Source organism: Mycobacterium sp. P4_H6 (genome assembly GCF_056400845.1).
The window spans coordinates 1-25,618 of record NZ_JBFUKN010000089.1 but is presented as its reverse complement, the minus strand read 5'-3'; the positions used below and the strand labels follow the sequence as shown (position 1 = coordinate 25,618).

General features: G+C 65.9%; 25 protein-coding genes and 2 pseudogenes. 8 read left to right on the top strand and 19 right to left on the bottom strand.

Annotation, left to right across the window (positions count from 1 at the left end; translation table 11 throughout):
• The 6 genes and pseudogenes from AC1DTF_RS26645 to AC1DTF_RS26620 form a co-directional block, all read right to left on the bottom strand.
• Nucleotides 1–371 (bottom strand): annotated as a pseudogene (locus AC1DTF_RS26645) (HNH endonuclease); the annotation flags it as partial.
• Nucleotides 372–731: 360 nt separating this feature from the next.
• Entirely contained in the window at nucleotides 732–1,379 is a 648-nt protein-coding gene (locus AC1DTF_RS26640) for an O-methyltransferase (protein WP_477476250.1), read from the bottom strand.
• Nucleotides 1,376–1,855 (bottom strand): TIGR04338 family metallohydrolase, encoded by a 480-nt coding sequence (locus tag AC1DTF_RS26635; protein ID WP_477476249.1) that lies wholly within the window; start codon nucleotides 1,853–1,855, stop codon nucleotides 1,376–1,378. The genes AC1DTF_RS26640 and AC1DTF_RS26635 overlap by 4 nt, the downstream gene beginning before the upstream one ends.
• Nucleotides 1,855–2,604, bottom strand: coding sequence for a DUF2786 domain-containing protein (locus tag AC1DTF_RS26630; protein WP_057169957.1), 750 nt, complete (start codon nucleotides 2,602–2,604; stop codon nucleotides 1,855–1,857). Before AC1DTF_RS26630 ends, AC1DTF_RS26635 begins: the two co-directional genes overlap by 1 nt.
• An 85-nt stretch (nucleotides 2,605–2,689) precedes the next feature.
• A complete protein-coding gene (locus tag AC1DTF_RS26625) occupies nucleotides 2,690–3,736 on the bottom strand; it encodes a hypothetical protein (protein WP_477476248.1) in 1,047 nt (348 codons plus the stop codon).
• On the bottom strand, nucleotides 3,733–4,608 hold the full coding sequence (locus AC1DTF_RS26620) for a lysophospholipase (protein ID WP_477476247.1): 876 nt from the start codon (nucleotides 4,606–4,608) through the stop codon (nucleotides 3,733–3,735). Before AC1DTF_RS26620 ends, AC1DTF_RS26625 begins: the two co-directional genes overlap by 4 nt.
• Before the next feature lie 66 nt (nucleotides 4,609–4,674).
• Here AC1DTF_RS26620 and AC1DTF_RS26615 point away from each other — a divergent pair, with 66 nt between their 5' ends.
• A complete protein-coding gene (locus AC1DTF_RS26615; RefSeq protein ID WP_442928759.1) occupies nucleotides 4,675–5,667 on the top strand; it encodes a sigma-70 family RNA polymerase sigma factor in 993 nt (330 codons plus the stop codon).
• On the opposite strand, the gene AC1DTF_RS26610 is transcribed toward AC1DTF_RS26615, so the two are convergent.
• Nucleotides 5,650–6,159, bottom strand: a complete 510-nt coding sequence (locus AC1DTF_RS26610; protein WP_477476246.1) for a VOC family protein — start codon at nucleotides 6,157–6,159, stop codon at nucleotides 5,650–5,652. The genes AC1DTF_RS26615 and AC1DTF_RS26610 overlap by 18 nt on opposite strands.
• Nucleotides 6,160–6,321: 162 nt before the next feature.
• On the opposite strand from AC1DTF_RS26610, the gene AC1DTF_RS26605 reads away from it, so the two are divergent.
• Nucleotides 6,322–7,446, top strand: coding sequence for an NDMA-dependent alcohol dehydrogenase (locus AC1DTF_RS26605; protein WP_057169962.1), 1,125 nt, complete (start codon nucleotides 6,322–6,324; stop codon nucleotides 7,444–7,446).
• Nucleotides 7,447–7,488: 42 nt separating this feature from the next.
• On the opposite strand, the gene AC1DTF_RS26600 is transcribed toward AC1DTF_RS26605, so the two are convergent.
• The 9 genes from AC1DTF_RS26600 to AC1DTF_RS26560 form a co-directional block, all read right to left on the bottom strand.
• Nucleotides 7,489–8,346, bottom strand: coding sequence for a formate/nitrite transporter family protein (locus AC1DTF_RS26600; protein ID WP_477476245.1), 858 nt, complete (start codon nucleotides 8,344–8,346; stop codon nucleotides 7,489–7,491).
• Between the two features lie 180 nt (nucleotides 8,347–8,526).
• The gene (locus AC1DTF_RS26595; RefSeq protein WP_477476244.1) at nucleotides 8,527–11,277 is read right to left on the bottom strand and encodes a hypothetical protein; all 2,751 of its coding nucleotides are present in this window, start codon (nucleotides 11,275–11,277) and stop codon (nucleotides 8,527–8,529) included.
• Nucleotides 11,278–11,559: 282 nt separating this feature from the next.
• Nucleotides 11,560–12,336, bottom strand: a complete 777-nt coding sequence (locus tag AC1DTF_RS26590) for an SDR family NAD(P)-dependent oxidoreductase (protein WP_057169965.1) — start codon at nucleotides 12,334–12,336, stop codon at nucleotides 11,560–11,562.
• A gap of 81 nt (nucleotides 12,337–12,417) precedes the next feature.
• Nucleotides 12,418–12,633: a hypothetical protein gene (locus AC1DTF_RS26585; protein ID WP_235571481.1), complete on the bottom strand. Its 216-nt coding sequence runs from the start codon at nucleotides 12,631–12,633 to the stop codon at nucleotides 12,418–12,420.
• A gap of 95 nt (nucleotides 12,634–12,728) precedes the next feature.
• A complete protein-coding gene (locus AC1DTF_RS26580; protein ID WP_057169967.1) occupies nucleotides 12,729–12,971 on the bottom strand; it encodes a hypothetical protein in 243 nt (80 codons plus the stop codon).
• 46 nt (nucleotides 12,972–13,017) lie between these two features.
• Complete coding sequence (locus tag AC1DTF_RS26575) at nucleotides 13,018–13,467, bottom strand: DUF5078 domain-containing protein (protein WP_057169968.1); 450 nt, start codon at nucleotides 13,465–13,467, stop codon at nucleotides 13,018–13,020.
• A 23-nt stretch (nucleotides 13,468–13,490) separates the two neighbouring features.
• Nucleotides 13,491–13,844, bottom strand: a complete 354-nt coding sequence (locus AC1DTF_RS26570) for a DUF732 domain-containing protein (RefSeq protein WP_156409363.1) — start codon at nucleotides 13,842–13,844, stop codon at nucleotides 13,491–13,493.
• Nucleotides 13,841–16,726, bottom strand: a complete 2,886-nt coding sequence (locus AC1DTF_RS26565; RefSeq protein WP_477476243.1) for an MMPL/RND family transporter — start codon at nucleotides 16,724–16,726, stop codon at nucleotides 13,841–13,843. Before AC1DTF_RS26565 ends, AC1DTF_RS26570 begins: the two co-directional genes overlap by 4 nt.
• Nucleotides 16,723–17,145: an MmpS family transport accessory protein gene (locus AC1DTF_RS26560; RefSeq protein ID WP_477476242.1), complete on the bottom strand. Its 423-nt coding sequence runs from the start codon at nucleotides 17,143–17,145 to the stop codon at nucleotides 16,723–16,725. Before AC1DTF_RS26560 ends, AC1DTF_RS26565 begins: the two co-directional genes overlap by 4 nt.
• Before the next feature lie 201 nt (nucleotides 17,146–17,346).
• Here AC1DTF_RS26560 and AC1DTF_RS26555 point away from each other — a divergent pair, with 201 nt between their 5' ends.
• Nucleotides 17,347–18,000 carry a TetR/AcrR family transcriptional regulator gene (locus AC1DTF_RS26555; protein ID WP_477476241.1) on the top strand — a complete coding sequence of 218 codons (654 nt, stop codon included), beginning with the start codon at nucleotides 17,347–17,349 and terminating at the stop codon, nucleotides 17,998–18,000.
• Between the two features lie 3 nt (nucleotides 18,001–18,003).
• On the opposite strand, the gene AC1DTF_RS26550 is transcribed toward AC1DTF_RS26555, so the two are convergent.
• Nucleotides 18,004–18,453, bottom strand: a complete 450-nt coding sequence (locus AC1DTF_RS26550; protein ID WP_477476240.1) for a MarR family winged helix-turn-helix transcriptional regulator — start codon at nucleotides 18,451–18,453, stop codon at nucleotides 18,004–18,006.
• A gap of 70 nt (nucleotides 18,454–18,523) precedes the next feature.
• On the opposite strand from AC1DTF_RS26550, the gene AC1DTF_RS26545 reads away from it, so the two are divergent.
• Together AC1DTF_RS26545 and AC1DTF_RS26540 are read left to right on the top strand one after the other, a co-directional pair.
• Nucleotides 18,524–19,285, top strand: a complete 762-nt coding sequence (locus AC1DTF_RS26545) for a pirin family protein (RefSeq protein WP_477476239.1) — start codon at nucleotides 18,524–18,526, stop codon at nucleotides 19,283–19,285.
• The gene (locus AC1DTF_RS26540) at nucleotides 19,266–20,564 is read left to right on the top strand and encodes a PQQ-dependent sugar dehydrogenase (protein ID WP_477476238.1); all 1,299 of its coding nucleotides are present in this window, start codon (nucleotides 19,266–19,268) and stop codon (nucleotides 20,562–20,564) included. The genes AC1DTF_RS26545 and AC1DTF_RS26540 overlap by 20 nt, the downstream gene beginning before the upstream one ends.
• A 4-nt stretch (nucleotides 20,565–20,568) precedes the next feature.
• Here the strand turns inward: AC1DTF_RS26540 and AC1DTF_RS26535 are convergent, their stop codons facing one another.
• The gene (locus tag AC1DTF_RS26535; RefSeq protein WP_477476237.1) at nucleotides 20,569–20,850 is read right to left on the bottom strand and encodes a GlsB/YeaQ/YmgE family stress response membrane protein; all 282 of its coding nucleotides are present in this window, start codon (nucleotides 20,848–20,850) and stop codon (nucleotides 20,569–20,571) included.
• A 148-nt stretch (nucleotides 20,851–20,998) separates the two neighbouring features.
• On the opposite strand from AC1DTF_RS26535, the gene AC1DTF_RS26530 reads away from it, so the two are divergent.
• Nucleotides 20,999–22,099, top strand: coding sequence for a phosphodiester glycosidase family protein (locus AC1DTF_RS26530; RefSeq protein ID WP_477476251.1), 1,101 nt, complete (start codon nucleotides 20,999–21,001; stop codon nucleotides 22,097–22,099).
• A 158-nt stretch (nucleotides 22,100–22,257) separates the two neighbouring features.
• Here AC1DTF_RS26530 and AC1DTF_RS26525 read toward each other — a convergent pair.
• Nucleotides 22,258–22,433 (bottom strand): annotated as a pseudogene (locus AC1DTF_RS26525) (IS481 family transposase); the annotation flags it as partial.
• Between the two features lie 218 nt (nucleotides 22,434–22,651).
• Here AC1DTF_RS26525 and AC1DTF_RS26520 point away from each other — a divergent pair.
• Together AC1DTF_RS26520 and AC1DTF_RS26515 are read left to right on the top strand one after the other, a co-directional pair.
• Nucleotides 22,652–23,962: an HNH endonuclease signature motif containing protein gene (locus AC1DTF_RS26520; protein ID WP_477476236.1), complete on the top strand. Its 1,311-nt coding sequence runs from the start codon at nucleotides 22,652–22,654 to the stop codon at nucleotides 23,960–23,962.
• A 316-nt stretch (nucleotides 23,963–24,278) separates the two neighbouring features.
• Nucleotides 24,279–25,523 (top strand): IS110 family RNA-guided transposase, encoded by a 1,245-nt coding sequence (locus AC1DTF_RS26515; RefSeq protein ID WP_477476235.1) that lies wholly within the window; start codon nucleotides 24,279–24,281, stop codon nucleotides 25,521–25,523.
• Nucleotides 25,524–25,618 lie beyond the last annotated feature (95 nt).

Sequence of the window (25,618 nt, the reverse complement as noted above, 5' to 3'; positions counted from 1 at the left end):
CCACCGAGGCGCTGGGCCGCGGTCAACGCCGGCAGCGTGTGCGCCGCGCGGCCCACCCGCGCCGCCCGGTAGGCCGCGCCGGGGGCGACGCCGCAACTGGTGAGCAGATCGGCTCCCGAGCGCAGATGCTTGCGGGCCGGAATACCAAGACGTTCCGCGGCCGCGACCGCCTGGGCGATCACATGATCCAGCAGATTGCGGGCGGTGACCGCGGCGGCCAGCACCGCCAGCAGGGGCTGTTCATCGACGATCCGGCGGGGACTGTCCAGCAAGTGAAACAGCCTGCGTTCAGCGTCGCGCTCGGGTACAGGCGCAACAGCAAGGTCGTCAATCAACGCATCGACAAACGTGTCGAGATGGGTGGCGTCCATACTGGATACCGACTTTCACAGAAGGTGCCCCAAGGGCACGATCAGTCAATACGGTCCGACCGGTCCCACGGGACCATCGAACCAATCGGCGACCGGAGTCGCGGTCTGCAGCTCACCGAGTCGCGTTGGGAGCTACGTCGCATTCGAACTTGTGTTCGATACTACGCCGTGTCAAGGCCGGGCGCAAGGGTTCACGTCTGAGCCCGAAAGTTCCTCCGCGCGTGTGACAAGCGCGCAAAGGACGTCGATCCACCCACAGTGCTCGACACCCAAACCGGTTCGCATGTCTGACAGCCCGAACTGGAGGCAAGTCATAGGAGGACAGTCAAACCACCGGTCCAACAAGCGATTCCGGGTCACTCAGGTGACGATGGCGACCGCGAACCCGTCCCAGCCCTTGGCGCCGACGGTCTGGATGGCCGCCGCATCCAGGCGCGGATGGTCCCCCATCATCGCCAGAGTGTCGCGGACCGCAATGGCCTGCGCATCCTCGGGCGCCGGCTCGAGCACCCGGCCTCCGCGGGCGATGTTGTCGACCACGATGAGCGCACCCGGAGCGGCCAGCCCGATCGCCGCCTCCACATAGGCCGGGTTGTTCTCCTTGTCCGCGTCGATGAAGAACAGGTCGAACGGACCGGTCAGCGTGGGCAGGGTGTCCAGCGCGGCGCCGACGATCACCTCGACACGGTCGGCCACCCCGGCCCTGGCCAGATTGGCCGCTGCCACCTCGGCGTGCCGGGGCTCGTACTCCAGCGTGACGACCTGACCCTGCGGGCCCACGCCCCGGGCCAGACAGATCGTCGAATACCCGGCGAGCGTGCCGATTTCGAGCACCCTACGGGCGCCGGTGAGCTTTGCGTACAGCGTCAGCAGGTGGCCGTGCTGCGCGGAGACCTCGATGGCGGGCATCCCGGCGGGCTCTGTCGAGGCCCGCGCCGCACGCAGCGCATCGTCCTCGGTGTGCAGCAACTCGTCGAACAACTTGTCCACCGCGGCAGGCTCGGTCATCCGGCCACCCCCTCTTTCGAATAGATCACGCGTAGCACGTGCTGGACCTCGGGTCCCATCACCCAGCCTGCCAGTTCGGTCATCGTGCCGACGAACTCCCTGCCGTGCGGGGCGCCCGCACCGGCCAGGTGGTGAGCGATCTCGTGCAGCACCACCAGTTCCCGCAGCGCCCAGGTGGTGTGCCGGTCCGGTACCGCTATCGTCCCGGAATCGTAATGCGCCGCGGTCTGCCCACGGCGAGCCCGGACCGCGAGCTGTCCTGCCTCGGGCCACCGTCCACGCACGGCGGGCATCGCCAGCACATCGTCGACGTAGCGGCGCACCGATTCGACCGAGGCGAAACGCGCCTCCGGCGGCAGCGTCAGCGCGGCGCCGAAGAAATCGATCGAACCGTTCCCGTGCTCGGCGGCGCGGTCGAACAGGGTGCGCACGAATTCCTCTGCGGCGTAGACCTTCGCGCGCTGACTGTCACGCACTAGCGCTCCAGCGGTGCCCGCGCCCCGGAGATCTCCTGGCTCGGGCCCAGCCGGGCGCGCCGGCCGGCCCGGTCCCCGGCGCGCCGTGCTGCCGAGGAGTACCCGGCCGTTGCGCTGGTGGCGCGCCAGGTACCGCGTGCCGCGGACGACTGGCGGTAGAACGACGTGAGTTCCAGATCCTTGTTACGCAACGCAAGCGCGGTTCCCGGCGCCCGCGTGGTGTCCTCGGTGGCCGCGCGCCGGGCCTCGTCGCGGGCCTCGGACAGGCGCTGGCCGACACGTGCACCGAAGGCCAGGTGAAAGTTGAGGCGGGCGGTGATCGTCGGAGTCGGGCGGTGCGCGCCGGAGGCGATGTAGGTATCGGAGGCCCGCACCATCTGCACCAGCAGCCCGGCGTACAGCGCATGGCTGGCATCGATGTCCTCACCGAAGCCGTAGGCGTACACATACGTGGAATTGGAGGCCACATCGCATTTCACGTCATTGGCCATCGCGATCACCACGAAGAGTTGCACGTAGGTGCGCAGGCCGCGGGTCCCGGGTTCACCGATGGTGATGGTGCGCTGGACCGGTGCCTGCGCCGCGGTGCGTTGCGCCGAATGCGCGCGGGCCACTGCCAGGTCGATGGATGTCGCGGTGGCCAGCCGTTGTGCCGCGGTCATGAACGCCTCGGCCTCGTGGACATTGTCGGTGCCCTCGGCCTGGCGCAGCAGGGCCGCGATGCGGGCCAGCATCTTGTCGTTGCTCATGAGTCCACGCTAGGAAGTCGTTCCGACATGTCCGGTCTTGTCACGAGGGTTGTCCACAGATACGAGTTCATCCACAGCCTTGGGCCTACTTGGTGACGAAATTGTCCAGGGCAGTGATCAACTGCGGGGACAACGGGCCGGGTTTCGCGTAGTTGGCGACGTTGTCGGACGGGTCGTCGCGCAGTACGTGATTGACACCCTTGAGGTCCACCACGGTCAGCGCGGTGTGCTTGAGCGCGGCCGTCAGCGGGCGGACCGATTCACAGTTGGCCTGGCCGTCGGAGTCCGAACAGGTCAGCAGGACCGGTGTGCCGGTCGGGAGCTTCGCCGCGAGCGCCTGCGGGTCGATGGCATCGGCCTCCACGACGGCTTTGACGTTGCCCGCGTTGAGAATTGCCCCGAGTCCGTCGGGTAGCTGAGCCGGCGCCGTCCCCCGGGTGCGCGCTTCGTCGACCGCCGCGGCCCAGGCGTCGAGCACGGTCTTGCCCTGCTCGGGTGTCTTGGCCCCGGCATCGATCGCCGCATCCACGTCGACGCGCACGCGAGCACTGATGATGTCCAGGTAGCGGCCCGGCAGCGGCTGAAACAGCCCGAGCGAGTGGATCTTCGGCGCGTCCGGCTCGATATCGTCGGCCAGCGTCATCGCGTGGATGGTGCCCTCGCCGAGCGCGTACACCGAGATGCGCGTCCCGTCGGTGCCGGGCCGGCCGGCCAGGTACCGCACTGCGGCACGCGCCCCTGCCGAATAGGCGGCGCTCCCCACGTCGGCCGGACGTTGCGCGTACGGCCCCAGGCCGGTCTTGCCGGTGGCGACCTTGTCGTAACGCAGTGAGGCGATGCCCTTATCGGACAGGTACTCGGCGAGCTGGCGCATGTTGCCCACCGGCCCGGCCACCGCATTGTCACCGTTGCGGTCGGTCTGGCCGCTCTCGGAAATCAGCAGCGCGGCCGGCCCGGCGTCGTCGCCGTGGTGCCGGTAGGTGCCGAACAGCGTCAACCCGGAGGAATCGGTGAACGACACCTCGTCCTCCACCCAGCCCTGTTCGCCGGCCTGCTGCTCCCCGGAGGAGCAGGCGGCGACCAACAGAGTGGCCAGCAACACCGTGAACAGTTGACGGGCGGCTCTTTTCACAGTCTGGTCTCGATCCACGAAGTGACATCGTCAAGYACCACGGCGCGCTCGGGTTCGTTGAACACCTCGTGGTAGAGCTCCGGGTAGACCTTGAGCGCGACGTCGGTGGAACCGACGCATTCCACCAGGCGCTCACTGCCGGCCACCGGAATCAGCTTGTCCTGGCCGCCGTGCACCACCAGCAGCGGCGCGGTCAGTGCGGCCGCCCGCTGCGGCATGGTCTCGCCGACACCGATCAGCGCCTTGGCGACACCGGCCGGCAGCTTGCCGTGATGCACCAACGGGTCCGCTTCATAGGCCGCCACCACTTTGGGGTCACGCGAGACGGCATCGGCGGGTAGATCCTCCACCGGCAGCCCGGGTGCCAGGCCGCCCAACACCTTGGCGGCCACGGTCATCACCGGGGACACCCCGTCCTGCGCGTACACCGCCGGACCCGACAGCACCATCGCGGCGTAATCGTCGGGGTGCTCGACACCATAGGTGAAGACGACCCCCCCGCCCATGCTGTGCCCGAGCACCACCCGCTTGAGTTCGGGGTGCGCGGCCGTGGCGAGCCCGACCAGGTGGTGGAAGTCCTCGGTGTACTCGGAGATGTTCTTCAGATAGACCCGTTTGCCCCCGGACCGGCCGTGGCCGCGCAAGTCCAGCGCATAGGTGATCAATCCGGCCTCGCCGAATCGCTGCGCGACGTGGTCGTAGCGGCGGGCGTGCTCGGCGTAACCATGACAGAGGACGACGACGCCGTTCGGTGCTGTGGCCGAAGCTGACTCCCCGGTCGCTTCGCTCCTGCCCTCCGGAGTCCACACGTCGTAGAAGATCGGCACGCCGCCGACACCGTCGAAACTGCGCTCACTGCGGGTTGTCGCCACCCGACGAGCCTATCTGCAACGCCTGATGCATCCCGCTTGTCGGTGGGGCTCGGTAAGCTCGCCATCGTGAGCGTCCTCACAGCGGTAGATGACCGGTTCGACTCCAAAGATGCGTTCCTTGCCGACGCCCAGCGGTATAGGCGCGAGCTTCTGGCGCACTGCTACCGGATGACCGGATCGGTGCACGACGCCGAGGATCTGGTTCAGGAGACATTCCTGCGCGCCTGGAAGTCCTACGACCGGTTCGAGGGCAAATCCTCGGTGCGCACCTGGCTGTACCGCATCGCCACCAACACCTCGTTGACTGCCCTGGAAGGCAAGCAGCGCCGTCCGCTGCCATCGGGCCTGGGTACACAGAGTTCCGATCCCCATGCGGACATCCATGAGCGGCACGAGGTTCCGTGGCTGGAGCCGCTTCCCGACGCCGATGATCCAGCCGATCCGCAAGCAATAGTGGGCACCCGCGAATCGGTGCGGTTGGCCTTCGTAGCGGCCCTGCAGCATCTCTCGCCGCGCCAGCGCGCGGTGCTGGTGTTGCGCGATGTGCTGCAGTGGCGTGCCGCCGAGGTGGCCGACGCGGTCGGCTCATCGACGGCCGCAGTCAACAGCCTGTTGCAGCGGGCGCGAGCCCAGCTCGATGCCGTCGGCCCCAGCGAGGACCAGCCGTTGGCCGCACCGGAATCCCCGGAGGCTCAGGAGTTGTTGAAGCGCTACATCTCGGCCTTCGAGGCCTACGACGTCGACAAGCTGGAGAAGCTGTTCACCGACGACGCCATCTGGGAGATGCCACCGTTCGACGGCTGGTATGTCGGCCCCAAGGCCATCGGCGCCCTGTCTCGCGACAAATGTCCGGCCGAACGGGCGGGCGATATGCGGCTGGTGTCCACCACCGCCAACGGCCAGACCGCCGCCGGAATGTACCTGCGCAACCCGGAAACCGATGTGCACGAAGCGTTCCAACTGCACGTCCTGGACGTGACCGGCGCCGGGATCACACACGTGGTCGCGTTCCTGGACACCCGGCTGTTCGAGAAGTTCGGGTTACCGCCCGTCCTCTGACCGGTGCGCCGCCTCGAGTGCGGCCACATCGAACTTGCCGAAGGTGGCCATCACCGCGTTCATCAGCCGCTCCTTGGCTGCGCCATCACCGCGCGCCATCAGGTCGTAGTACGCGGTCGGGGTGACCTGCCAGGACAACCCGTACTTGTCCTTCAGCCACCCGCAGGGCTGCTCCTGGCCACCCTCGACCAGGGCGGCCCAGATGCGGTCGAGTTGCTCCTGGCCGTCCACCCGCACTTCCAGCGAGACGGCCTCGCTGAACGTGAACTGCGGGCCGCCGTTGATGCCGACGAAGGGTTGGCCGTCGATTTCGAACTCGACCACCATCGGCACATCCTGCGGTGACGGTGCGCCCGGGTGGGCGGGCGTCGTCCCGATGATCCTGCCGTTTCCGCCGAAGGCGGCGATGTAGTGCTCGGCGGCCTCGAGGGCTTCCCGGTCGAACCACAGGTTGGGCACGATGCGTGCGTTGATCTGGGTCTTGGCAGACATGTCAGGGCACCTCTCTGATCGATTCTGGTCGTGCTGATGGATAGACCGCCGGGATGAGGTGGATTCATCGCTGATGTCGTCAACGACGAAAGAAAGCCGGTATACCTGCTGTTCACGGCCACGCTATTGCTCTATCTGAAACGTGTTCTATTATCGGCTTCCATGAAGACCAAAGGTGCCCTGCTGTGGGAGCTCAATTCGCCGTTCAAGGTCGACGAGATCGACCTGGGCGACCCGGTGGCCGACGAGGTGCAGATTCAGATGCATGCCGCCGGCATGTGCCACTCCGACTACCACATCACCACCGGTGCGACCCCGATCGGACTGCCCGCCCTCGGCGGGCACGAGGGTGCCGGGGTGGTGACGAAGGTCGGTAAGAACGTCACCGGCATCGCCGAGGGTGATCACGTCATCCTGGCGTTCATCCCGGCCTGCGGTACCTGCCCGCCGTGTCTGAAGGGGTTCCGCTCGCTGTGTGACCGCGGCGCCGTGCTGCTCGGCGGCAAGGCCATCGCCGACGGCACCAGCCGCATTCATGCCGGTTCGCATGAGGTGTCGCCGATGAACCTGCTGGGCACCTTCGCTCCGTACATGACGGTGCACAAGGATTCGGTCGTCAAGATCGACGATGACATCCCGTTCGAGACCGCGGCCATCATGGGCTGCGCGGTGCCCACCGGCTTCGGTTCGGCCACCAACGTCGCCGAGGTCAAGCCCGGGGAGACCGTGATCATCGTCGGTGTCGGCGGTATCGGCATGAGCGCGCTGCAGGGTGCGGTGATCTCGGGGGCCAAGCAGGTCATCGCGATCGACCCGAACGAATGGAAGCGCGAGCAGGCCATCAAGTTCGGTGCCACGCACGTGTATCCGTCGATGGCCGAGGCCATCGTCCCGGTCATCGACGTCACCCACGGACTGATGGCGGACAAGGTCATCATCGCCGTCGGCGACATGAAGGGCGAGTACGTCGAGGAGGCGCTGATCCTCACCGCCAAGACCGGCACCTGTGTGGTGACCGGGATGGGCTCGATGATGGACGCCGACGTCAAGCTGAACCTGTTCCTGTTCACCATGTTGCAGAAGACGTTGAAGGGCAACATCTTCGGTGGCGGTAGCTCCCACGTGGAGACGCCGCGGCTGACCGCGCTCTACAAGTCCGGGCTGCTGAACATCGACGACATGATCACCCGCACCTACCGCCTGGAAGACATCAACCAGGGCTACCAGGACATGCTGGACGGCAACAACATCCGTGGTGTCGTGCGCTTCGACGAGGCCGACTGGTAACCGACCCGACCTGGAGTCACCAGCGGTGGGCGGGGATGGTGGTCACGCGTTGAGACCCTCTCTCCGGCCCGTCAACGGCGCCGGGGGCAGATCGACGAGCCGTGGCTGGCCGGTGCGCGCGTGCGTGGCGAACAGTGTGAGCCCGACGAAGGTCAATCCGCCGACGAGATTGCCTGCCACTGTCGGGATTTCGTTCCACACCAGGTAGTCGCTGATCGAGAAGTCACCGCCGAGCATGAGCCCGGAAGGGAACAGGAACATGTTGACGATGGAGTGCTCAAAACCCATGTAGAAGAAGAGCATCACCGGCATCCACATCCCGATCACCTTGCCCGACACACTGGTCGACATCATCGCCGCCACCACTCCGGTCGACACCATCCAGTTACACAGCACACCGCGGATGAACAGCGTCAGCATTCCGGCCGCGCCGTGTTCGGCATAGCCGACGGTGCGGCTGTGGCCGATCTCGCCGATCCGCTGTCCGACCTCGTTGGGATCGACGCTGAACCCGTAGGTGAAGACCACCGCCATCATCAGCGCCACGGTGAGCGCACCTGCGAAGTTGCCCAGGAACACCCAGCCCCAGTTGCGCAGGACCGACCGGACCGTGACGCCGCGACGTTTGTCGAGCAGCGCGAGCGGCACCAGGGTGAACACGCCGGTGAGCAGGTCGAAGCCCAGCAGGTAAAGCAGGCAGAACCCGACCGGGAAGAGCACTGCACCGGCCAGTGCGTTGCCGGTCTGCACGGTGACGGTCACGGCGAACGCAGCGGCGATGGCGAGGATGGCCCCGGCCATGAAGGCGCGGATGAGCGTGTCCCGGGTCGACATCATCGCTTTGGATTCGCCGGCGTCGATCATCTTTCCGACAAACTCTGCCGGACTCACATAGGACATGGCTGAACCTTCCGGTTATGGATACTGCCGGTAGGTTTCCCGTTGCGTATTTCCGCTCTGCGACAGCACTTATGCGCGCATGTTGCCGGTTTCTCACTTTGCCGGAGGCCGGGTTGTGCGGTCGCCGACAGCGAACCGCCCAACCCCTTTCGGAGTTGGGCGGTTCTATTTTTCGGACACTCAGGCGGCGTTCTCACCTCCCGCGCTGTCGCTGCCGCTCGATTCGGACTTGGACTCCGCGCCGCTGTCGCCCTGGTCGTTGTCGGGCTTCTTGGGGCCGTTGTCGGCGACGGGCGCCTTGGCCGCAGCGAGTTCGGCGGCGGTCTTCGCCGCCTCCCTGACCCGCTTCGGCGTCTTGGGCAACCGCTTGACCTCGGGCTCGACCACCTCGACCTGTTCCTCGGCAACCGGCTCCGCAGGCTGCTCGACTGGCTCCTCGGCCGGCGGAGCCGGCGGTGGAGTGGCCGGCGGGGTGGCCGCGGGCACCGGATCCGCGGCCACCGAGCGATTCGCCGCTGACCTCTCGGCAGTTCCCGCCTCGGTGCCGTCGGCCGCGGTGATCTGGACATCGGCCAGCGCATCGCCGGCAGCACCGGTCAACCCGGACAGCACGTCACCGATATTGCCGTTGAGCAGATCGCCCACCGAAGAAAGAGCATTCGGGCCGGTGTTGTTGTTCGTCGTCATCGCGGTCCGGAATCCGGTGCCGAGTTGCCTGAGCACATTGGGCAGTACCTCACCCCAGTTGACGTTCGGCAGCGTGCCGAACTGCACCCGGGTCGCGGCGGAATCGAGCGTGCGCTCGTAGGCCCCGGTCTCGGGATTCCAGAACGCGTCCGAGTAGCCCAGGTTCGTCAGACTCCGCAACGCCGGTGACAGGGCGTTGGCCAATCCGTTCACCAGGTTGGCCACCGGCGCCAGGCCCGCCAGCCGCATGACGTCACCGATCAGGTAGAGCGGCTCCAGCATCGGAAGACTGTTGGCCCGCACCGTCAGGTAGATATTGGTGTCGGCCGCATTCTGGTCGGCCAGGCTGCCGACCAGTTCCTCCAGTTCCGACGTCAACTGCCCGGCCGCGCCCGTGACGTCCACGCCACGCAGCATGTAGGTCGGGAGCAGACCCGCGACGACGTTGTTCAACAACGTGACGGGGTTGGCCCAGGCCGCGAAGTCCGACATCAGCTGGTACTCGACGGTGGCGTCGATCTTCACCGGCACCAGATTCGCGCCGCCCAAGGCCAGGCCGGTGTCACCGATCGGTGTGCCACCACTGCTGCTGATCGCGACATCCGGTGTCACGGCATCGATTCCCAGCATCGCGAACAGGTCCGCGAACCTGGCCATGATGCCGCCGTTGGCGCGCCCCGCGTTGTTGAGAAGGATGGCCGGCAGGATCGTCAAGCTGCCGAGCAGCGGATTCTCGCCGGCGTAGTCCAGACCACCGGGCTGAGATGACAGCTGCGCCAGCACATCCCGGTAGGCGGCACCGGCCGAGAACGCTCCCAATCCGCTACCGATGACGATCGGAATCCGGACCGAGGCGATCTCCTGATCGGGAATGGCATCGATGGCGCCGTTGACCGCCTCGGTGAGCGCGCCACCGATGCTGCCGGTGCCCGTTTCCACGAGCCCTTCCACCAGCCCCTCGACGTTGCCCGACAGCTGGCCGTTCAGATTGTCTGCGAGATCGCCGATGAGCGGACTCAACGCACCGAAGAGCAGGTTTCCTGCCGGGACGTTCACCCCCAACACCCTGAAGTTCAGTCCACTGAGCGCGCCCTGGATGCTGCTCCGCAAGTCGGCTTCCAGGGTGTCGGTCGCGTTGTCCACGATCTGGTTGACGATGTTGTTCAACGCCGGCGTCAGCACGGTGCCCAGGTCCGCGGCCAGCGACCCGTCCGCCAGTGCATCGGCCAGGGCCGCAGCGAGGTTCGTCTTCAGCGTCGACGTGCCGAGATCCAGATAGCCGGTGCCGTTGACGGAATCGGCGATGGCGCTCTGCGTGCCGGGTGTCCAGCCGAGGTCCACCCCGCCCAGCAGCCGAGCGAGGGTGAACAGCGGACCGGCCGAGGTGATGCTGAGCGCGCCGCTGTCCGCCAGACTGGCCAGGTTGAGTCCGACCAATTCGAGCAGGTTGCCCAGCTGGAAGTTGCCCTCGGCATCGGCCAGGTCGGCATTGTTGAAGAGGGTCGTCAGCAGGTCCGGGAGCGCTGCGGTGATCTCGGCAGTCAGTTCGTCGGCGGTGGGCAGGATCTCGGTCAGGTTGCCCACGATGCTGCCGGCAACGCCGCCGGCCACCGAGTTCGCCAGATTGGTGACGCCGGCGGAGCCAAGGACGTCCGTCAGTCTGATCGTGACGGCGGGCAGAAAGCTGACGGGCTTGACCGAGACACTGACTGCCCGGAGCTGCGCATCCACTGCCGTGGCGATCGCCGCGGTCAACTGGGCCCGCAGATCCTCCGCGCCCTGGCCGGTCGTGGCCGACGCAAGGAAGTCGGCCAGCGCCGAACTGATGGCCGCAGTGACCGCGGTGTTGAGATCCGAGCCCGCGTCGTTCAACCCGAGCGTGGCCAGCAGCGTCGCCACGTTGATGGTGCTGCCGTTGGCGTTGAGCAGGTCGGTCAACAGCCCGTCCGGCACCTGGGCCAGCAGCGTGTCGAGGGTGACCCTGGGTTGAGCGCCGAAGGTGTTGACCAGCGCCGGCAGCAGCGTGTTGATGACGTTCTGTGCCTGCTGGTACGGGGTGCTGGCCGCGGTCAGGCTCACACTGTGCTGTTCGTGGGCCAGTAGCGCCGGGGGCGTCGGCACCGGAGCCGAGACCGCGATGGTGGCCGCCATCGCGGTGGTCGTGGTCAACCCCAGCAATGCTGTGCGGACCTTGTAGCTATTACTTTTACGATGCTTGTTGACCACGATGATCCCCGACCTCATTGTGCGAAGAGTTGACAGTAGCGGTGACTGTACGCGCGACTTGTCGACACTAAGGCCCATTTCAACTCGATCTGGCAAGATCTTTCGGAATTTGCTCGTTTTTGCGCTTCGGCTTCCCGCGACACTTTGCCCAGGAGCCGACAGCTGCAAAATTTGCAAATGCGGCAAATTATCTCGCAACATAATGCGCATTCCGGCAGTTTCGTGACGCTCGCAGGTTCCGGACACAACAAACAGCCCCCTCGCCCGGGTGGGCGAGGGGGCTGTTCGCAGGTGTAGAAGTTACTTCGGGGGCATCCGGATACCGCCGTCGACGCGGACGACCTCGGCGTTCATGTACGAGTTGGTGAGCAGTTCGAGCACCATCGAGGCCAGCTCCTCGGGCTTGCCGAGTCGGTGCGGGAACAGCACCGATTCGCCAAGCTTGGCCTTGAAGGCCTCCGAGGCTTCACCTTCCCCGTAGATCGGGGTGTCGATGAGGCCGGGAGCCACGGTGTTGACGCGGATGCCCGACGCGGAGAGATCACGCGCAACCGGCAGGGTGAGGCCGACGACGCCGCCCTTGGACGACGAGTAGGCCGCCTGACCGATCTGGCCGTCGAATGCGGCGACACTGGTCAGGTTGACGATGGCGCCACGCTCGCCGGTATCGGTGAACTCGTTGCGGCTCATCGCGGTGGCGGCGAGGCGGATCGCGTCGAAGGTGCCCACCAGGTTGATGGCGAGCACCTTCTTGTAGGCGTCCAGATTGTGGGCCGAGTCGAACTGGCCGTCCTTGCCGATGGTCCGCTGGGCCCAGCCGATGCCGGCCGAGTTGACCAGGGCGCGCAGCGGGCCGAGGTCGACGGCGGTGTTCACCGCGTCCAGGATCTGGTCGGTGTTGGTGACGTCGACGGTGACGAATACGCCGCCGATCTCATGCGCGAGTTCCTGCCCGCGTTCGGCGTTGAGGTCGGCGACGACGACCCTGGCGCCCTTGGCGGCCAGCTGGCGGGCCGAGGCCGCGCCGATGCCGGACGCGCCACCGGTGACGATTGCGCTAGCTCCATTGATATCCACGTCGACAGACTAAGCCCTCCCGACCGGTGGGTTGAGGGTGGTCTGGAGCATGCGCGAACTCACCCTGGAAAGGGCGGCAACTCAGGTGCAGGGAATCCCGTGCGGGCCGCCGACCCAATGCCCGGGAGCGGACTGCCACGGGCACCATTTCTTGACCTGACCGGGCGCGGGCCCATTCGGGACGATCTGGTCCACGTTCGGCACCCACGGCACCCAGTGGTCGTCGGCGTACGCGGAGCCCGTTCCGAAACCGGCCGCGCCCGCACCCAGCGAACCAGCGATAGCGGTTGCCGCCAAGATCCTCTTCACATTCATCTTGTGCCCCCTTGGGTCCCAACCCTGCCTCGAGGTTACTCCGGCCGATGCCTGCCGGACGGAGCGCGGGCAGGCAGCTAGAAGTTCTTCACCACGCGCACCACCGCCACGACGAAGGCGGCGACGAACGCCAGCGTGACGACGGCGCCGACCTCGAACCACGGGCTCTGCAGCTCGCTGAGCAGAATGCCTGCGACCGGCAGGAAGAGCCACCCGAGCAGGAAGATGCCCACGGCACCGCGCTTACTCGGGGGCTCGATGATCTCGTCGTCGTCGATGTAGTCATCGTCGTCGTGATAGTCCGGGTACGGCTGGCCCATGCCTCGAATCTAAGCGCAGCCGTCTACCCCGGTCGCGCCAACTCGTTCAGCGGGCGACCGGCCAGTCCCATACCGAGAGGTCACCGCGCGGATAGTTCATGCAGACCGCGGCCGCCTTGGCCACGACGCCCTTGTTGTTGAAGAAGACCTTCGCCCAGTTGCCCCAGCGGGTGGCCACCTGCTCGTAGTAGATGTTGGTGGCAGTGTCCTCGGAGTACTGGCGCCGCCCGGCGGCATCCAGTGAGTAGAACCAGTGGATGCGGTCTTCTGCCATCTGCTGCACATCGAGTGGTCGGTTGCTCTTGTCCAGCATGTACCGCTCGAAGTAGACGGGGCTGGTGTCACGGGCCGCCGCCAGGTACTGCTCGGCGTCGCACTGTGTTTCGATCTGCTTGCTGGGGATCGGATACTCATCGGTGGCATCGGCGAAAGCCTGCGGCGACGCGAGCAGCGCCGCCGCGACCGATGCCGTGACGATGAGCAACAGCGCCCGCATCGTCCATCGAATGCTGTGCAGGGTCATGGCACCTCCGGATGATCGTTCGACATCGCAGTGAGTTTCCCGAGATGTTCGGGGCAGTACAGCCGCAGTCCGCTTCCCAGGAACTGCCAGACCTGTTCGGTGCTCGACGTCCGCGCCAGATTGCCGGACAGGAAGACCGCCGACTCGCCCGCGTCGGCATCCACCCCGGTGGTGAGGCGTTTGCAGGTGATCTTCGCCAGCCACGCGTTGTAGTCGCGCTGGCCGTAGATCCCGAAACCGTGTAGTTCCGTGGCGAAGTCGGTGTCCCGATCCGCTGACGCCGTGGGCGCCAGGGTGATCGGCAGCGTGACCAACGCCGTGACCAGACCGGCCATCATCCGACGCTTCATGCGTTCACCTCCTGGGTGACCTTGGGCCAGGCCTGTGGTTTCGGCCGAGGACGCACGTGCAGTGGCCACCAGAACCACCTGCCCATCAGCGCGGCGATCGACGGCGTCATCAGCGACCGCACCACCAGGGTGTCGAACAGCAGGCCCAGACCGATGGTGGAACCCACCTGCCCGATCACGATCATGTCGCTGACGAGCATGCCGATCATGGTGAAGGCGAACACGAATCCCGCTGCGGTGACCACGGATCCGGTACCGGCCATGGAGCGGATGATCCCGGTGTTGATGCCGGCTCCTATCTCCTCCTTCATCCGCGACACCAGCAACAGGTTGTAATCGGCTCCCACCGCGAGCAGGACGATGACCGTCATCGGCAGCACCATCCAGCCCAACGGGATACCGACGATGTGCTGCCACAACAGCACCGACAGGCCGAACGACGTCCCCAGACTCAGCACCACCGTGCCGACGATGACCGCGGCCGCGGCGACGGCCCGGGTCAGGATCACCATGATGAGGAAGATCAGGATCAGTGATGCGACGGCGGCGATCAGCAGGTCGTAGTCGGCGCCCTGCTGCATGTCCTTGTACATCGCTGCGCTTCCGCCGACGAACACCGTGGAACCCTCCAACGGGGTGCCCTTGATGGCGTCGGCCGCCGCGATGCGCAGCGGATCGATGCGCTCGGTGCCGTCCTCGGTCAGTGGATCACCTTGATGGAACACGGTGAACCGCACCGCTTTTCCGTCCGGTGACATCATCAGCTTCATACCGCGCTGGAAGTCGGCGGTCTCAAAGGCTTCCGGCGGCAGGTAGAAGGTGTCGTCATTGCGGGCGGTGTCGTACGCCTCACCCATCGCGGTGCTGTCCTCTTGCATGGCGATGTTCTGATCCTGCTGCATCTTCTGAGCCTGGTACTGGTTCAGCATGATCTGCTTCTGATTCTTCATCGTCTGGATCATCGCCGGCATCACGGCCGCCATCTGCGGTGTCAGCTCGGCCATCCGTTCGATGTCGGGGACCAGTTCGGTGAAATCGTCCGACATCGTGCTGATGCCGTCGAGGCTGTCGAACACCGACCGCATCGACCAGCACAGCGGGATGTTGAAGCAGTGTGGCTCCCAATAGAAGTAGTTGCGCAGCGGACGGAACTGATCGTCGAAATCGGCCAGATGGTCCCGCACCTCGTTGAGGTTGGCCGAGGTGTCGTTCATCTTGTCCGACATCCGTCGGGTGACATCGGCCAGTTCCAGCGTGATGCGCTGCATCGTCTCCATCGAGTCGATGGTCACCTGCATCTCGTTGGCCTGCTGCAACGTGTTGTCCAGCACGGTCTGCTGGAAATCGTTGTTCATGATCTGGCCGTTGCCGCTCTGGCTCACCGTGTACGCCAGCGAGGCATGCTTGATCGGTTTACCGTCCGGGCGGGTGATCGTGGTGACCGACGCGATGCCGTGCACCCGCACCAGCGCCTTGGCGATCTTCTCGATCACCAGGAAGTCCGCGGGATTACGCATGTCGTGATCGGATTCGACCATTACCAGGTCGGGATTCATCTTGGCATCGGAGAAGTGCCGGTCCGATGCGGCGTAGCCCACGTTGGCGGGCACGTCGCTGGGCAGATAGATGCGGTCGTTGTAGATGGTGTGGTAGCCGGGCAGGGCCAGCAGACCCACCATGCACAGCACGATCGCCATCACCAGGATGGCTCCGGGCCAGCGGACCGTCGCGGCGCCGAGCCGGCGCCAACCGCGGGCACGGCCATTACCCTTGGGCTCCAGCACTTTTCCGAACCGGGTCACAATCGAGATCAGTGCAGGCCCGAGCGTGAGCGCGGCGGCCACCACGATCGTCATGCCGATCGCCAGTGGGAAGCCCATGCTCTGGAAGTACGGCAGTCGGGTGAAGTGCAGGCAGGCGGTGGCGCCGGCAATCGTCAGGCCCGAGGCGAGCACCACGTGCGCGGTGCCGTGGAACATGTCGTAGTAGGCCGATTCCTTGTCCATGCCCGATCGCCGGGCCTCCTGATAGCGCCCGATCAGGAAGATCGCGTAGTCCGTGGCGGCCGCGATCGCCAGCGTCACCACCATGCTGGTGGCGAAGGTGGTCAATCCGAACACCTGGTAGTAGCCGAGGAAGGACACGATGCCGCGGGCCGACAACAGTCCGACGAACACCATCGACATCGTGACGAGCATCGTGACGAATGATCGGTAGATGATCAGCAGCATCACGATGATGATGATGATCGTCACGCCCTCGATGGTTTTCATGCTCGCGTCACCGACGATGTTCTGGTCGGTGGTCAGCGCCGCGGGCCCGGTGACGTACGCCTTCACGCCCGGCGGCGCCTGGGTGCCTTCGACGGTGTCGCGTACGGCCTGCACCGACTCGTTGGCCAGCGCTTCGCCCTGGTCACCGGCGATGTAGACCTGCACATAGGCGGCCTTGCCGTCGATGCTCTGCACACCGGCAGCAGTCAGCGTGTCGCCCCAGAAATCCTGCACGTGCTGCACATGGGTGGTGTCCGCGTTGAGCTTTCGGACCACCTCGTCGTAGAACGCATGCGCGTCCGGACCCAGCGGCTCGTCGCCCTCGAGCACGATCATCACCGAGCTGGAGGTGTCGTATTCCTCGAACTTCTGCCCGACGTGCTTGGTCGCGATCAACGCGGGTGCATCGTTGGGGCTCATCGAGACGGCGCGCAGCTTGCCGACCTCTTCGAGCTGGGGCACGACCGTGTTGAGCAGGGCCACGATGACGACCCAGGCCAGCACGATCGGCACCGCGAAGGCCCTGATGAAGCGGGGCAACTTCGGACGGGCCGCGTGCCGCGCCGGTGGCATGGCATCGGTCGGCGCATCGTCGGTATAGATCGTCATGCGGCCTTCACCAGGCAGTAGGTGGCGGCGTTCATACCGTCGGCCGTCCTTTCGTCTTTTACCTCGTCATCAACGGTGACGCGGCAGGTAATGGATGAACCGTCGCCCTGGGCCATGATGTTCGGCATGACCGACGGCAGCGTCGTCTCCAGGGTCAGCGTCCAGGGCAGAGTGACCTCGCCCGTGCGCTGCGGCTTGCCGTCCAGGTCGGCATAGTTGATGGAGGCGTAGGACCCCGTCCCGAAGATCTCGTACTTGACGATCTTGGGATTGAAGTTCTCGGCGGTGTCGGCGTCGATCGGGGTGACGATGGCACCGTCCGATCCGAACACCGAGCGCAGATTCGACACGGCGACCAGGCCGATCGCGATGGCGAACACCACCAGGAAGGGCAGCCAGACCCGTTTGATGAGGGTCATCGCACACGACCATTCTTGTGGGACAGAGGTTTCGCGGCCGTAAAAGGGCGCACGAAAACTACAGGCATGTCGTGCCTTTCGGTGAGAGACGCCGCGAGCCCCCGTCGGCATGCGATCTGATCTTGGAATCTAAACCCACAAAGTGGATAGAGTCAATCCGGTTCTAGCGTTTTGGTAAGGGACATCACTAAACTGGGCTTCGTGATTGACAAACCATGCCGTGGCCTGCGCAAGGACGCCGAGCGCAACAGGCAGCGCGTGCTCACCGCGGCGCGCGAACTGTTTGCCATCAAGGGCATGGAGGCCACCCTCAACGATGTCGCCCATCACGCCGGCGTCGGCGTCGGGACCGTGTACCGGCGCTTCGCGACCAAGGAAGAGCTCGTCGAGGCGATCTTCGAAGAAGGTATCGCCGAAGTCGTATGCCTGGCGGAAACCGCCCTGCAACACGAGAATTCGTGGGACGGTTTCGTGTGGTTCATGGAGCGTCAATGCGAGCTGACCGCCACCGACCGCGGACTACGCGAGATGGTCTACAGCAAGGCCTACGGTGGGGACCGCGTCGAATGCGCCCGGGAAGATCTGGTTCCACTGGTGACCAAACTGGTCGAGCGAGCGCGGCACGACGGCCACCTGCGCCCCGATATCGAGCACACCGATACTCCGATCATCGGCCTGCTGGCCGGCACCGTCAGCGAATGGGCCGGTCACGTCGACCCCGAACTGTGGCGCCGCTACGTCGCGCTCCTGCTGGAGGGCATGCGGCACCGCCCGGATCAGAAGCCGCTCGGGGTAGATGCGCTCGACGACGACCGGATGCAGGCAGCGATGCGTGGCTGGGACCCGGCGGGCTGATCCTCAAGGTGATCCGAGCCGGGCCAGCACGCCGGTCACCCATTGATCGACGGCACGAAGTTGGGCGGCCGTCATCCCCTCGAAGACCACCGTGCGCACCAACTCGGCGTGCGCGGGCGCGGCGGTAGTCAACGCGTCGCGGCCCTGCGCCGTCAGCTCGACGATCACCGCGCGACGGTCATCGTCGGCGTTGTGGCGATCCACCAGGCCGCGATCCCGCATTCGCCGCAGTTGATGTGACACCCGGCTCTGCTCCCAGCCAAGGTGCTGCCCCAGATCGTTCATCCGGCATCCGGGCGACTCGTCGAGTGCGACGAGCACGTCGTAATCGGCCAGCGACAATCCGCACTCCTGCTGCAGCTGCCGGTTCATCGCGGCCTCCAGCCGACCCGTCATCGTCAGATACCCCCGCCACAGCGTCTGCTCCCGCGCGTTCAGCCACATGGAATACATGACACATCATTTAAGTTGTGCTGTCCATCGCCCCGCGCCTAGGCTGGGCACTGATCTCAGAGGAGCATCGATGACCCGAACCGCATCCGTGGACATCCGGCCCGCGGCGGATCGCGCGGCGACCAGGATTTCCTGGCTCGATTCCAAGCACTCGTTCTCGTTCGGCAGCAACTACGAGCCGGACAACACCCACCACGGTCTGCTGCTGGTCAACAATGACGACCGGGTGGCACCCGGCACCGGGTTCGATACCCACCCGCACCGCGATATGGAGATCGTGACCTGGGTCATGCAGGGCTCGCTGGTCCACCAGGACTCCACCGGCAACAACGGCGTCATCTATCCGGGGCTGGCCCAACGCATGTCGGCAGGCCGCGGCATCCTGCACTCGGAGAAGAACGACTCATGGACCCTGACGGGCCGTGAGAGCCACAGCGAGCCGGTTCATTTCGTGCAGATGTGGGTGGTCCCGGATGAGTCCGGCCGCGACCCCGGTTACCAGCAGCTCGAGATCGACGACGAACTGCTGCGCGGCCGGCTGGTCACCATCGCCTCCGGAATGCCCGAGCACCGCGACCAGGCCGCCATCACCATCGGCAACAAGTACGCCGCCCTGCACGGTGCCCGGCTGCAGGCCGGCGAATCGGTGCAGCTGCCGCAGGCGCCCTACCTGCATCTGTTCGTACCGCGCGGCGCGGTGAGCCTGGAAGGCGCCGGCGAACTGCTCGAAGGTGATGCGGCCCGACTCACCGCGACCGGTGGGCAGCGGGTCACCGCGACCGAGCCGGCCGAGATCCTGCTGTGGGAGATGCATGCCGGCCTTGGCCGATAGCCGCAGAATCGTCGGCGCCCTGGCCGGCGCGGCCATGCTGGTCGCCTGTTCGACCGGCACGCCGGCCGGGCCGCCCGCCGGCAGCCCGACGAGCCCACCACGCAGCAGCCCCGACGCGCCGGGGACCGCGGCCCTGAGCGAAGTGGCGGTCACCGTGCCCGACGGTATGGATGACGCCCCGTTCGACGAGCCCCGCCGGGCCCTGGTCCCGGCGGGGTGGTCGTTGGCGGTATGGGCCAGGACACCTAAGCCACGGCTGGCGGCCTGGGCACCCGACGGCGCGATGCTGGTATCGATTCCCCGTGCGGGACAGGTTCTTTCGATGCGCGCGGGCGAGACCGAGGTACTGCTGGAGGGTCTCAACCAGCCGCACGGGCTCACCTTCGCCGGGGACACGCTCTACGTCGCGGAGAGCGACCGCGTCGACGCCTATACCTACCGCGACGGCGCCGCCACCGACCGCCGCACCGTTGCCGACGGCCTTCCCGACGCCCGCAGCCCCGATCTGCGCGGCGCGTACTCCCACGCACTCAAGAGTGTTGCCGTCGGTCCCGACGGGGCGGTGTACTTCTCCATCGGATCCACCGGCAACGTCTCGGTCGAGGACCGGACGGCTACGCCACCGCGGGCCACCATCATGCGCGTCCCGCCCGGCGGCGGCGAGATGGAGCCTTTCGCGACCGGGGTCCGCAACGGCACCGGCCTGGCCATCGCACCGGACGGAGCGGTGTGGACGGCGGTGAACAATCGGGACAATGTCGCGGACCCGGGCACCGGCACCGTGGATCCCGCCTACGTCGACGACCATCCGCCGGAATCGGTCGCCCGGTTGACCCCCGGCCGTGAACTCGGCTGGCCCTACTGCAATCCCGACGGTGGCCCGGCCGATCTCGCACTCATCCGTGATGTTCAGACCAACCCGGACGGGCAGGCGATGGACTGCGCGGCGCTACCCCGGGTGGAGCAGAGCCTCGGCGCGCATTCGGCGCCATTGGGGATGAGCTTCACGGACGGACAGCTTCCGGCACCGTATGCCAGTGGCGCACTGATGGGTGTGCACGGGTCCTGGAACCGGCAGAACCCGCAGGAACCCGAGGTGTCGTTCTTCTCGTGGCGCGACGGGGTGCTCGGCGATCAGCAGACCCTCGTCGGTGGCTTTCAGGCGCCCGACGGAACCCGTTGGGGCAGACCGGTAGCCGCCGTGACCGGTCCCGACGGCGCGGTGTACATCACCGACGATTACGCCGATGCGGTGTACCGGCTCGCGCCGCCGGGATAGCGGTTCAGCGGACGGGCGTGCCTTTGCGGGCGCCGGTGAGCGCGACGTAGAGCGCGACCAGGATGACGGCCACTCCGACACCGGCCAGGAACGGGATCATGGCCCAGCCCCCGTTGGAGTTGGCGTACCCCAGTTGATAGGTCGCCCAGCTTCCCGCCACCGATCCGAGCGCGCCCAGCAGGACGGTCATCACGATGCCGATGCTTTGTTTGCCGGGCAGGATCAGCCGCGCCAACACGCCGACGATCAGACCGACGAACAAGGCGCTGATGATGGTTCCGATCATGGCGTGCTCCTCAACTAGGCCAGTGGTTTCGCCTGGATACCCAGTTCCGCTGGCCGCCAAGCGCATAACCCGATGCCCAACCGTGACGCAGTTGTGACGCAAGTTGACAGAGTTGCTGGTGTGATTAATCTGAGTCGTCTGTCCGCATCTGCCCGAAGGGATCGCCGTGCCGATCGCTGCCACCCGTATCCGGCGTGTCGCCGCCGGTATCGCCACGCTCGCGGTCACCGCGGCGCTGGCGACGACCACGGGTGCGCCGCTCGCGAGCGCTGCCGACGGCCGGGCGTTGCTGGCAGGCGCCATCGCCAACACCCGCGGCTCCTATCTGGTGTACAACTTCGGCGGCGCTAATCCCACGCCGATGCTCAACRCCGCGGGCAACTGGTATGAGGGCGGCAGTGGTGGCCACCTGATGATCATCAAGTCCGCTTCCCAGCGGCTGGCACCACGGCTCCTGGTGGACACCCACAACGGCTACCAGTCCCGGTGTGAGCGCACCCCGGGCGCCCGCACCGGGGACGGGCTGGTGCAGGCCTCGGAGATCTACACCCCGATTGCCGCGTGGCAGGCGTTGGGGCAGCCCACGATTGCCATCAACGCCAACTTCTTCGACATCCGCGGGCAGCAGCGCGGATCCTGGAAGACCACCGGTTGCAGTTCACCGCTGGGCGCCTACGTCGACAACACCCGCGGGCTCGGGCGGGTGAACGTGCCGCTCACCGGGACCGTCGCCTACGCCGGCAAGCAGGGCCTGTCCGGCGGCGACGAGGTCTGGACGCCCTTGACCACAATGATCCTGCCGGTGGCGGGGGCGCCGTTCGTGGTGACCCCGCGCTCTGGCGACGACTTCGATGCGGCAGGGCCGGTGATCGCCGATCTGATCAACAAGGGCACCCGGTTCGTCGCGGTCAGCGGTCTCGGACTGCTCTCCCCGGGGGCCACCGGACAGATGAACGATCCCGGTCCGTCGGCGGCACGTACCGCGCTCGCCTACGCCCGGGATCGCGACGAGATGTACGTCTTTCAGGGCGGCAGCTACACACCCGACCAGATACAGGACCTGTTCCGCGGCTTGGGAAGTGACACCGCACTGTTGCTCGACGGCGGCGGGTCCTCGTCGATCGTGCTGCGCCGCGACACCGGCGGGATGTGGGCGGGCGCAGGTGTCCCCAAGGGGTCGTGTGACACCTTCGAGGTGCTATGCGACTCCCGCGAACGCGCGCTGCCCAGCTGGCTCGCCTTCAACTAGCGTGCGGGAACGCGTCTGACCGACACGAATGATGGTTCTTCTGAGCATATTTCGGCGGCTGCGGCTTCAGTGACAGGAACCTCGCGCGGCGCATTGTGATGTATCGAGACATCGGTGACGGTTCTGCGTCAAGACACCGGTGACATTCGGTGTATCAGCACCGCCACTGCCTGCGCTTTCAGCTCATCGCTCAGCTTCGACGGCTGTACTTCGGTCGACGGGTTCGGGGTTCGAGCACTGCAGCCCGCCCGTCGGCCCCGACCCGTTTGCGTGACGCGTAGAACGACTTCCGAGAGATGCCCTGTTCGGTGCAGAAGGTCGAGACCGCGCTGCGCGCCTGGTAGATAACACTTGCGCGGCGCATGCACTCCGCGTACCATCGAACATACATTCGAATAACTGGTTCCCCGGATTGCACCCGGGATGTTGCCGGCGACGACGTCGCCGAAGGGTTCGATTGTCCCGTGCGGGATGGTCCGAGCCGATTCGCCTATTCGAGCTTGTGTTTCCGCCCTGGTTGTTCACCTTCCTGTGAGAGGTTGGGTATCTGGCATGGACGCCACCCATTTCGACACGTTCATCGATGCGCTCATCAATGACCTGGCCGCRTCGCCTGTTCCGGAGCGCGACGCTGAACGCAGGTTGTTTCATCTGCTGGACTGTCCGCGCCGGATTGTCGATGAGCAGCCCTTGCTGACGGTGCTGGCCGCTGCGGTGGTGACGCGCAATCTGTTGGATCATGTGATCGCCCAAGCGGTCGCGGCCACTGAGCGGGCGGGGATCCCGGCGCGCAAGCACCTACGTTCGGGAGCCGATCTGCTCACCAGCTGTGGTGTGGCCCCCGGCGCGGCGCACCGGGCGGCACGGGTGGGGCGGGCAGCGCACACGCTGCCGGCTCTGACCGCGGCCCAGCGCCTGGGTGGGGTCGGCATCGAATTCGCCGACGCCGTCGGCCGCGGCGTCACCCACATCAGCGCCAGAGTCGCCTTGTCCGAGGAAGATCGGGCGAAGGTCGTGACCAAGCTGATGATCCAGACCACGCCGTCGCAGGTGGACGAGAAGGCCCGCGAGATCGCTATCGACAAAGCCCAGACACAACCACCAGAAGACGGGGCGGTCCCGGTGGCCGAGAACGCTGACCTCAACGAGATGACAGTGGTGGTCAACGACGAAGGACGCGTCGCTGCCACCCTGAACCTTGACGCGTTCACCGGTGAGGAACTGCTCACCGCACTGGACCCGTTGTGCCGGCCCATACCGCTGCCGGACGGATCGCCGGACCCACGCCCGGTCGGTAAGCGTCGCGCGGACGCCTTCGGTCTGGTGATGCGGACCTACCTGTCCAACTCGCGGCGCCCGATGTCGGGTGGCGTGCTGCCGCACGTCACCCTGATCCGCCCACAGGCACCAGGGTTCGTGGACACCCTCGGTTTCACCGGGCCGGTCAGCGCCAGCACCGCCGAGCTCATCACGTGCGACAGCACCATCACCTCGGTGACTGTTGATGGCGCCGGGGCGCCCCTGGATGTGGGGCGCAGCGAGCGACTGTTCACGCCCGTGATCCGGAAAGGGTTGGCAGTGCGTGACGGTGGGTGTGCGTATCCGGGATGCGGGTGCCCGGTGTCCTGGTGCGACGCCCACCACATCACCCCGTGGAGCAGCGGGGGCACCACCAGCATCGACAACGGCGTGCTGCTCTGCCGACTGCACCACACCGCGATCCACCACGGCGGCTGGCAGGTCTACCTCGGCCCCGACCGCCACCCCTGGTTCATCCCACCCCACAACCCTGGCGAACCCGAGCCGGCACACCTGCGCTCCCACGCCCGACGCACCATGACCGACCTACCCACCGCCGCCTGACCAAACCCTTTGCGCACCTTGACAACGGCTCAGGGCGGCTTCGCCGTCCTCCATGGTCGGAGAAATCCTGTGCTGAAGTCTCGTCCCAGCGGTGTTGCGAGAGCAAGATATAGGAGTGCATGTCACGGTCGACCCCGATGTATTTGTGATGCTGCGAGCTTGTTTGACAACGTGGTGGTGGAGGTAGGACGGCTTCTCGTCCCGAGCGGGAACCGTGGATTGTTGCTTCGAGCACGTGTAAGAAACTCCTGTTACTTACTCGCCTCCCCGTGGCACGCACGCCGACAACACTGTCGATGTGACGGAGGTGAGCACGGTGGAAGTGATACACGCGAGATGCGCAGGAGCCGACATCTCGAAGAGAGACGCGAAAGTCTGTGTAAGGGTGCAGGGTTCGGGACGACGAGCGACAACCGCGACGGTGACGACCTGGGGATCGATGACCAGCCAGATCCTGGCGTTGCGTGATCATCTGATCGAGCAGAAGGTCACCTGCGTGGTGATGGAGTCCACCGGTGATTACTGGAAGCCGTTCTACTACCTGCTCGAAGACGCGGTGAATGTGATGCTGGTCAATGCACGCGACGCGCGCAATCGCCCCGGCCGCAAGACTGACGTGTCCGATGCTGCATGGCTGGCCGACCTTGGCGCGCACGGACTGTTGCGGGCCTCGCTGGTCCCACCGGCACCGATCCGTCGTCTACGTGATCTCACGCGAACGCGGACCATGCTGAAACGAGACCGCGGCCGTGAAGTGCAACGGATCGAAAAGATCCTCGAGGACGCCGGGATCAAGCTGTCCTCGGTCGCCACCGACATCATGGGACAGTCTCCACGGGCGATGCTGGAGGCACTAATCGCCGGCAAAGACGATCCCGCCGCGATGGCCGACCTCGCGCTCAACAGGCTCCGCTCGAAGATCCCGGCTCTCACCGAGGCGTTGACAGGTCGTTTCACCGCCCATCACGGATACCTGATCCAGACCCACCTGACCCTGTTCGACGCGTACACCACCGCCTTGACTGATCTGGAAGCCAAGATCACCGCTGAGCTGTCGCCGTCTTTACTGGCGGCCCGGGACCTGCTGTGCAGTATCCCGGGCTGGTCGATGACGGTGGCTGAAATCTTTCTCGCCGAAACCGGCGGCGACATGAGCGTGTTTCCCACGGCCGGTCACCTGGCGTCCTGGGCAGGAGTCTCACCGGGCAGCCACGAATCGGCGGGCAAGGTCAAGTCCACCAGATGCCGGGAGGGCAACCGTCACCTCAAAGGGGCCCTCGGCGTCGCAGCACTATCAGCGTCACGATCGAAAACCACCTACTACGGAGCCAAGTTCCGGCGGATCAGCGCCCGGCGAGGACCGATGAAAGCCGTAGTCGCGGTCCAACGAGCCATGCTGGTCGCCGCCCACGGCATGCTCACCAACGGCGACTTCTACCGCGATCCCGGCGCGGACTACTACACAACCCGACGACCTGGCCCCACCAAGAACCACGCCATCCGACAGCTCGAAGCCCTCGGCTACCACGTCACCCTCGAAACACTCAGCGACACCGCCTAACTCAACACCAATGCCGTAAGCCATCCAGACCCGACGACCGCTCCCCAGCGTGGTCACCAAGTGTGGTCACCAATGATTTCGTAAGAACTACACAG

Bases quoted from the DNA above. Each gene is read 5' to 3' on its own strand.
- AC1DTF_RS26545 (WP_477476239.1), top strand. From the start codon at position 18,524: ATGACCCGAACCGCATCCGTGGACATCCGGCCCGCGGCGGATCGCGCG.
- AC1DTF_RS26640 (WP_477476250.1), bottom strand. From the start codon at position 1,379: ATGACCGAGCCTGCCGCGGTGGACAAGTTGTTCGACGAGTTGCTGCAC.
- AC1DTF_RS26600 (WP_477476245.1), bottom strand. From the start codon at position 8,346: ATGTCCTATGTGAGTCCGGCAGAGTTTGTCGGAAAGATGATCGACGCC.
- AC1DTF_RS26535 (WP_477476237.1), bottom strand. From the start codon at position 20,850: ATGATCGGAACCATCATCAGCGCCTTGTTCGTCGGTCTGATCGTCGGC.
- AC1DTF_RS26575 (WP_057169968.1), bottom strand. From the start codon at position 13,467: ATGCGGGCGCTGTTGCTCATCGTCACGGCATCGGTCGCGGCGGCGCTG.
- AC1DTF_RS26540 (WP_477476238.1), top strand. From the start codon at position 19,266: ATGCCGGCCTTGGCCGATAGCCGCAGAATCGTCGGCGCCCTGGCCGGC.
- AC1DTF_RS26565 (WP_477476243.1), bottom strand. From the start codon at position 16,726: ATGACGATCTATACCGACGATGCGCCGACCGATGCCATGCCACCGGCG.
- AC1DTF_RS26630 (WP_057169957.1), bottom strand. From the start codon at position 2,604: ATGAGCAACGACAAGATGCTGGCCCGCATCGCGGCCCTGCTGCGCCAG.
- AC1DTF_RS26580 (WP_057169967.1), bottom strand. From the start codon at position 12,971: ATGGGCCAGCCGTACCCGGACTATCACGACGACGATGACTACATCGAC.
- AC1DTF_RS26605 (WP_057169962.1), top strand. From the start codon at position 6,322: ATGAAGACCAAAGGTGCCCTGCTGTGGGAGCTCAATTCGCCGTTCAAG.
- AC1DTF_RS26610 (WP_477476246.1), bottom strand. From the start codon at position 6,159: ATGTCTGCCAAGACCCAGATCAACGCACGCATCGTGCCCAACCTGTGG.
- AC1DTF_RS26595 (WP_477476244.1), bottom strand. From the start codon at position 11,277: ATGAGGTCGGGGATCATCGTGGTCAACAAGCATCGTAAAAGTAATAGC.
- AC1DTF_RS26570 (WP_156409363.1), bottom strand. From the start codon at position 13,844: ATGAAGCGTCGGATGATGGCCGGTCTGGTCACGGCGTTGGTCACGCTG.
- AC1DTF_RS26550 (WP_477476240.1), bottom strand. From the start codon at position 18,453: ATGTATTCCATGTGGCTGAACGCGCGGGAGCAGACGCTGTGGCGGGGG.
- AC1DTF_RS26560 (WP_477476242.1), bottom strand. From the start codon at position 17,145: ATGACCCTCATCAAACGGGTCTGGCTGCCCTTCCTGGTGGTGTTCGCC.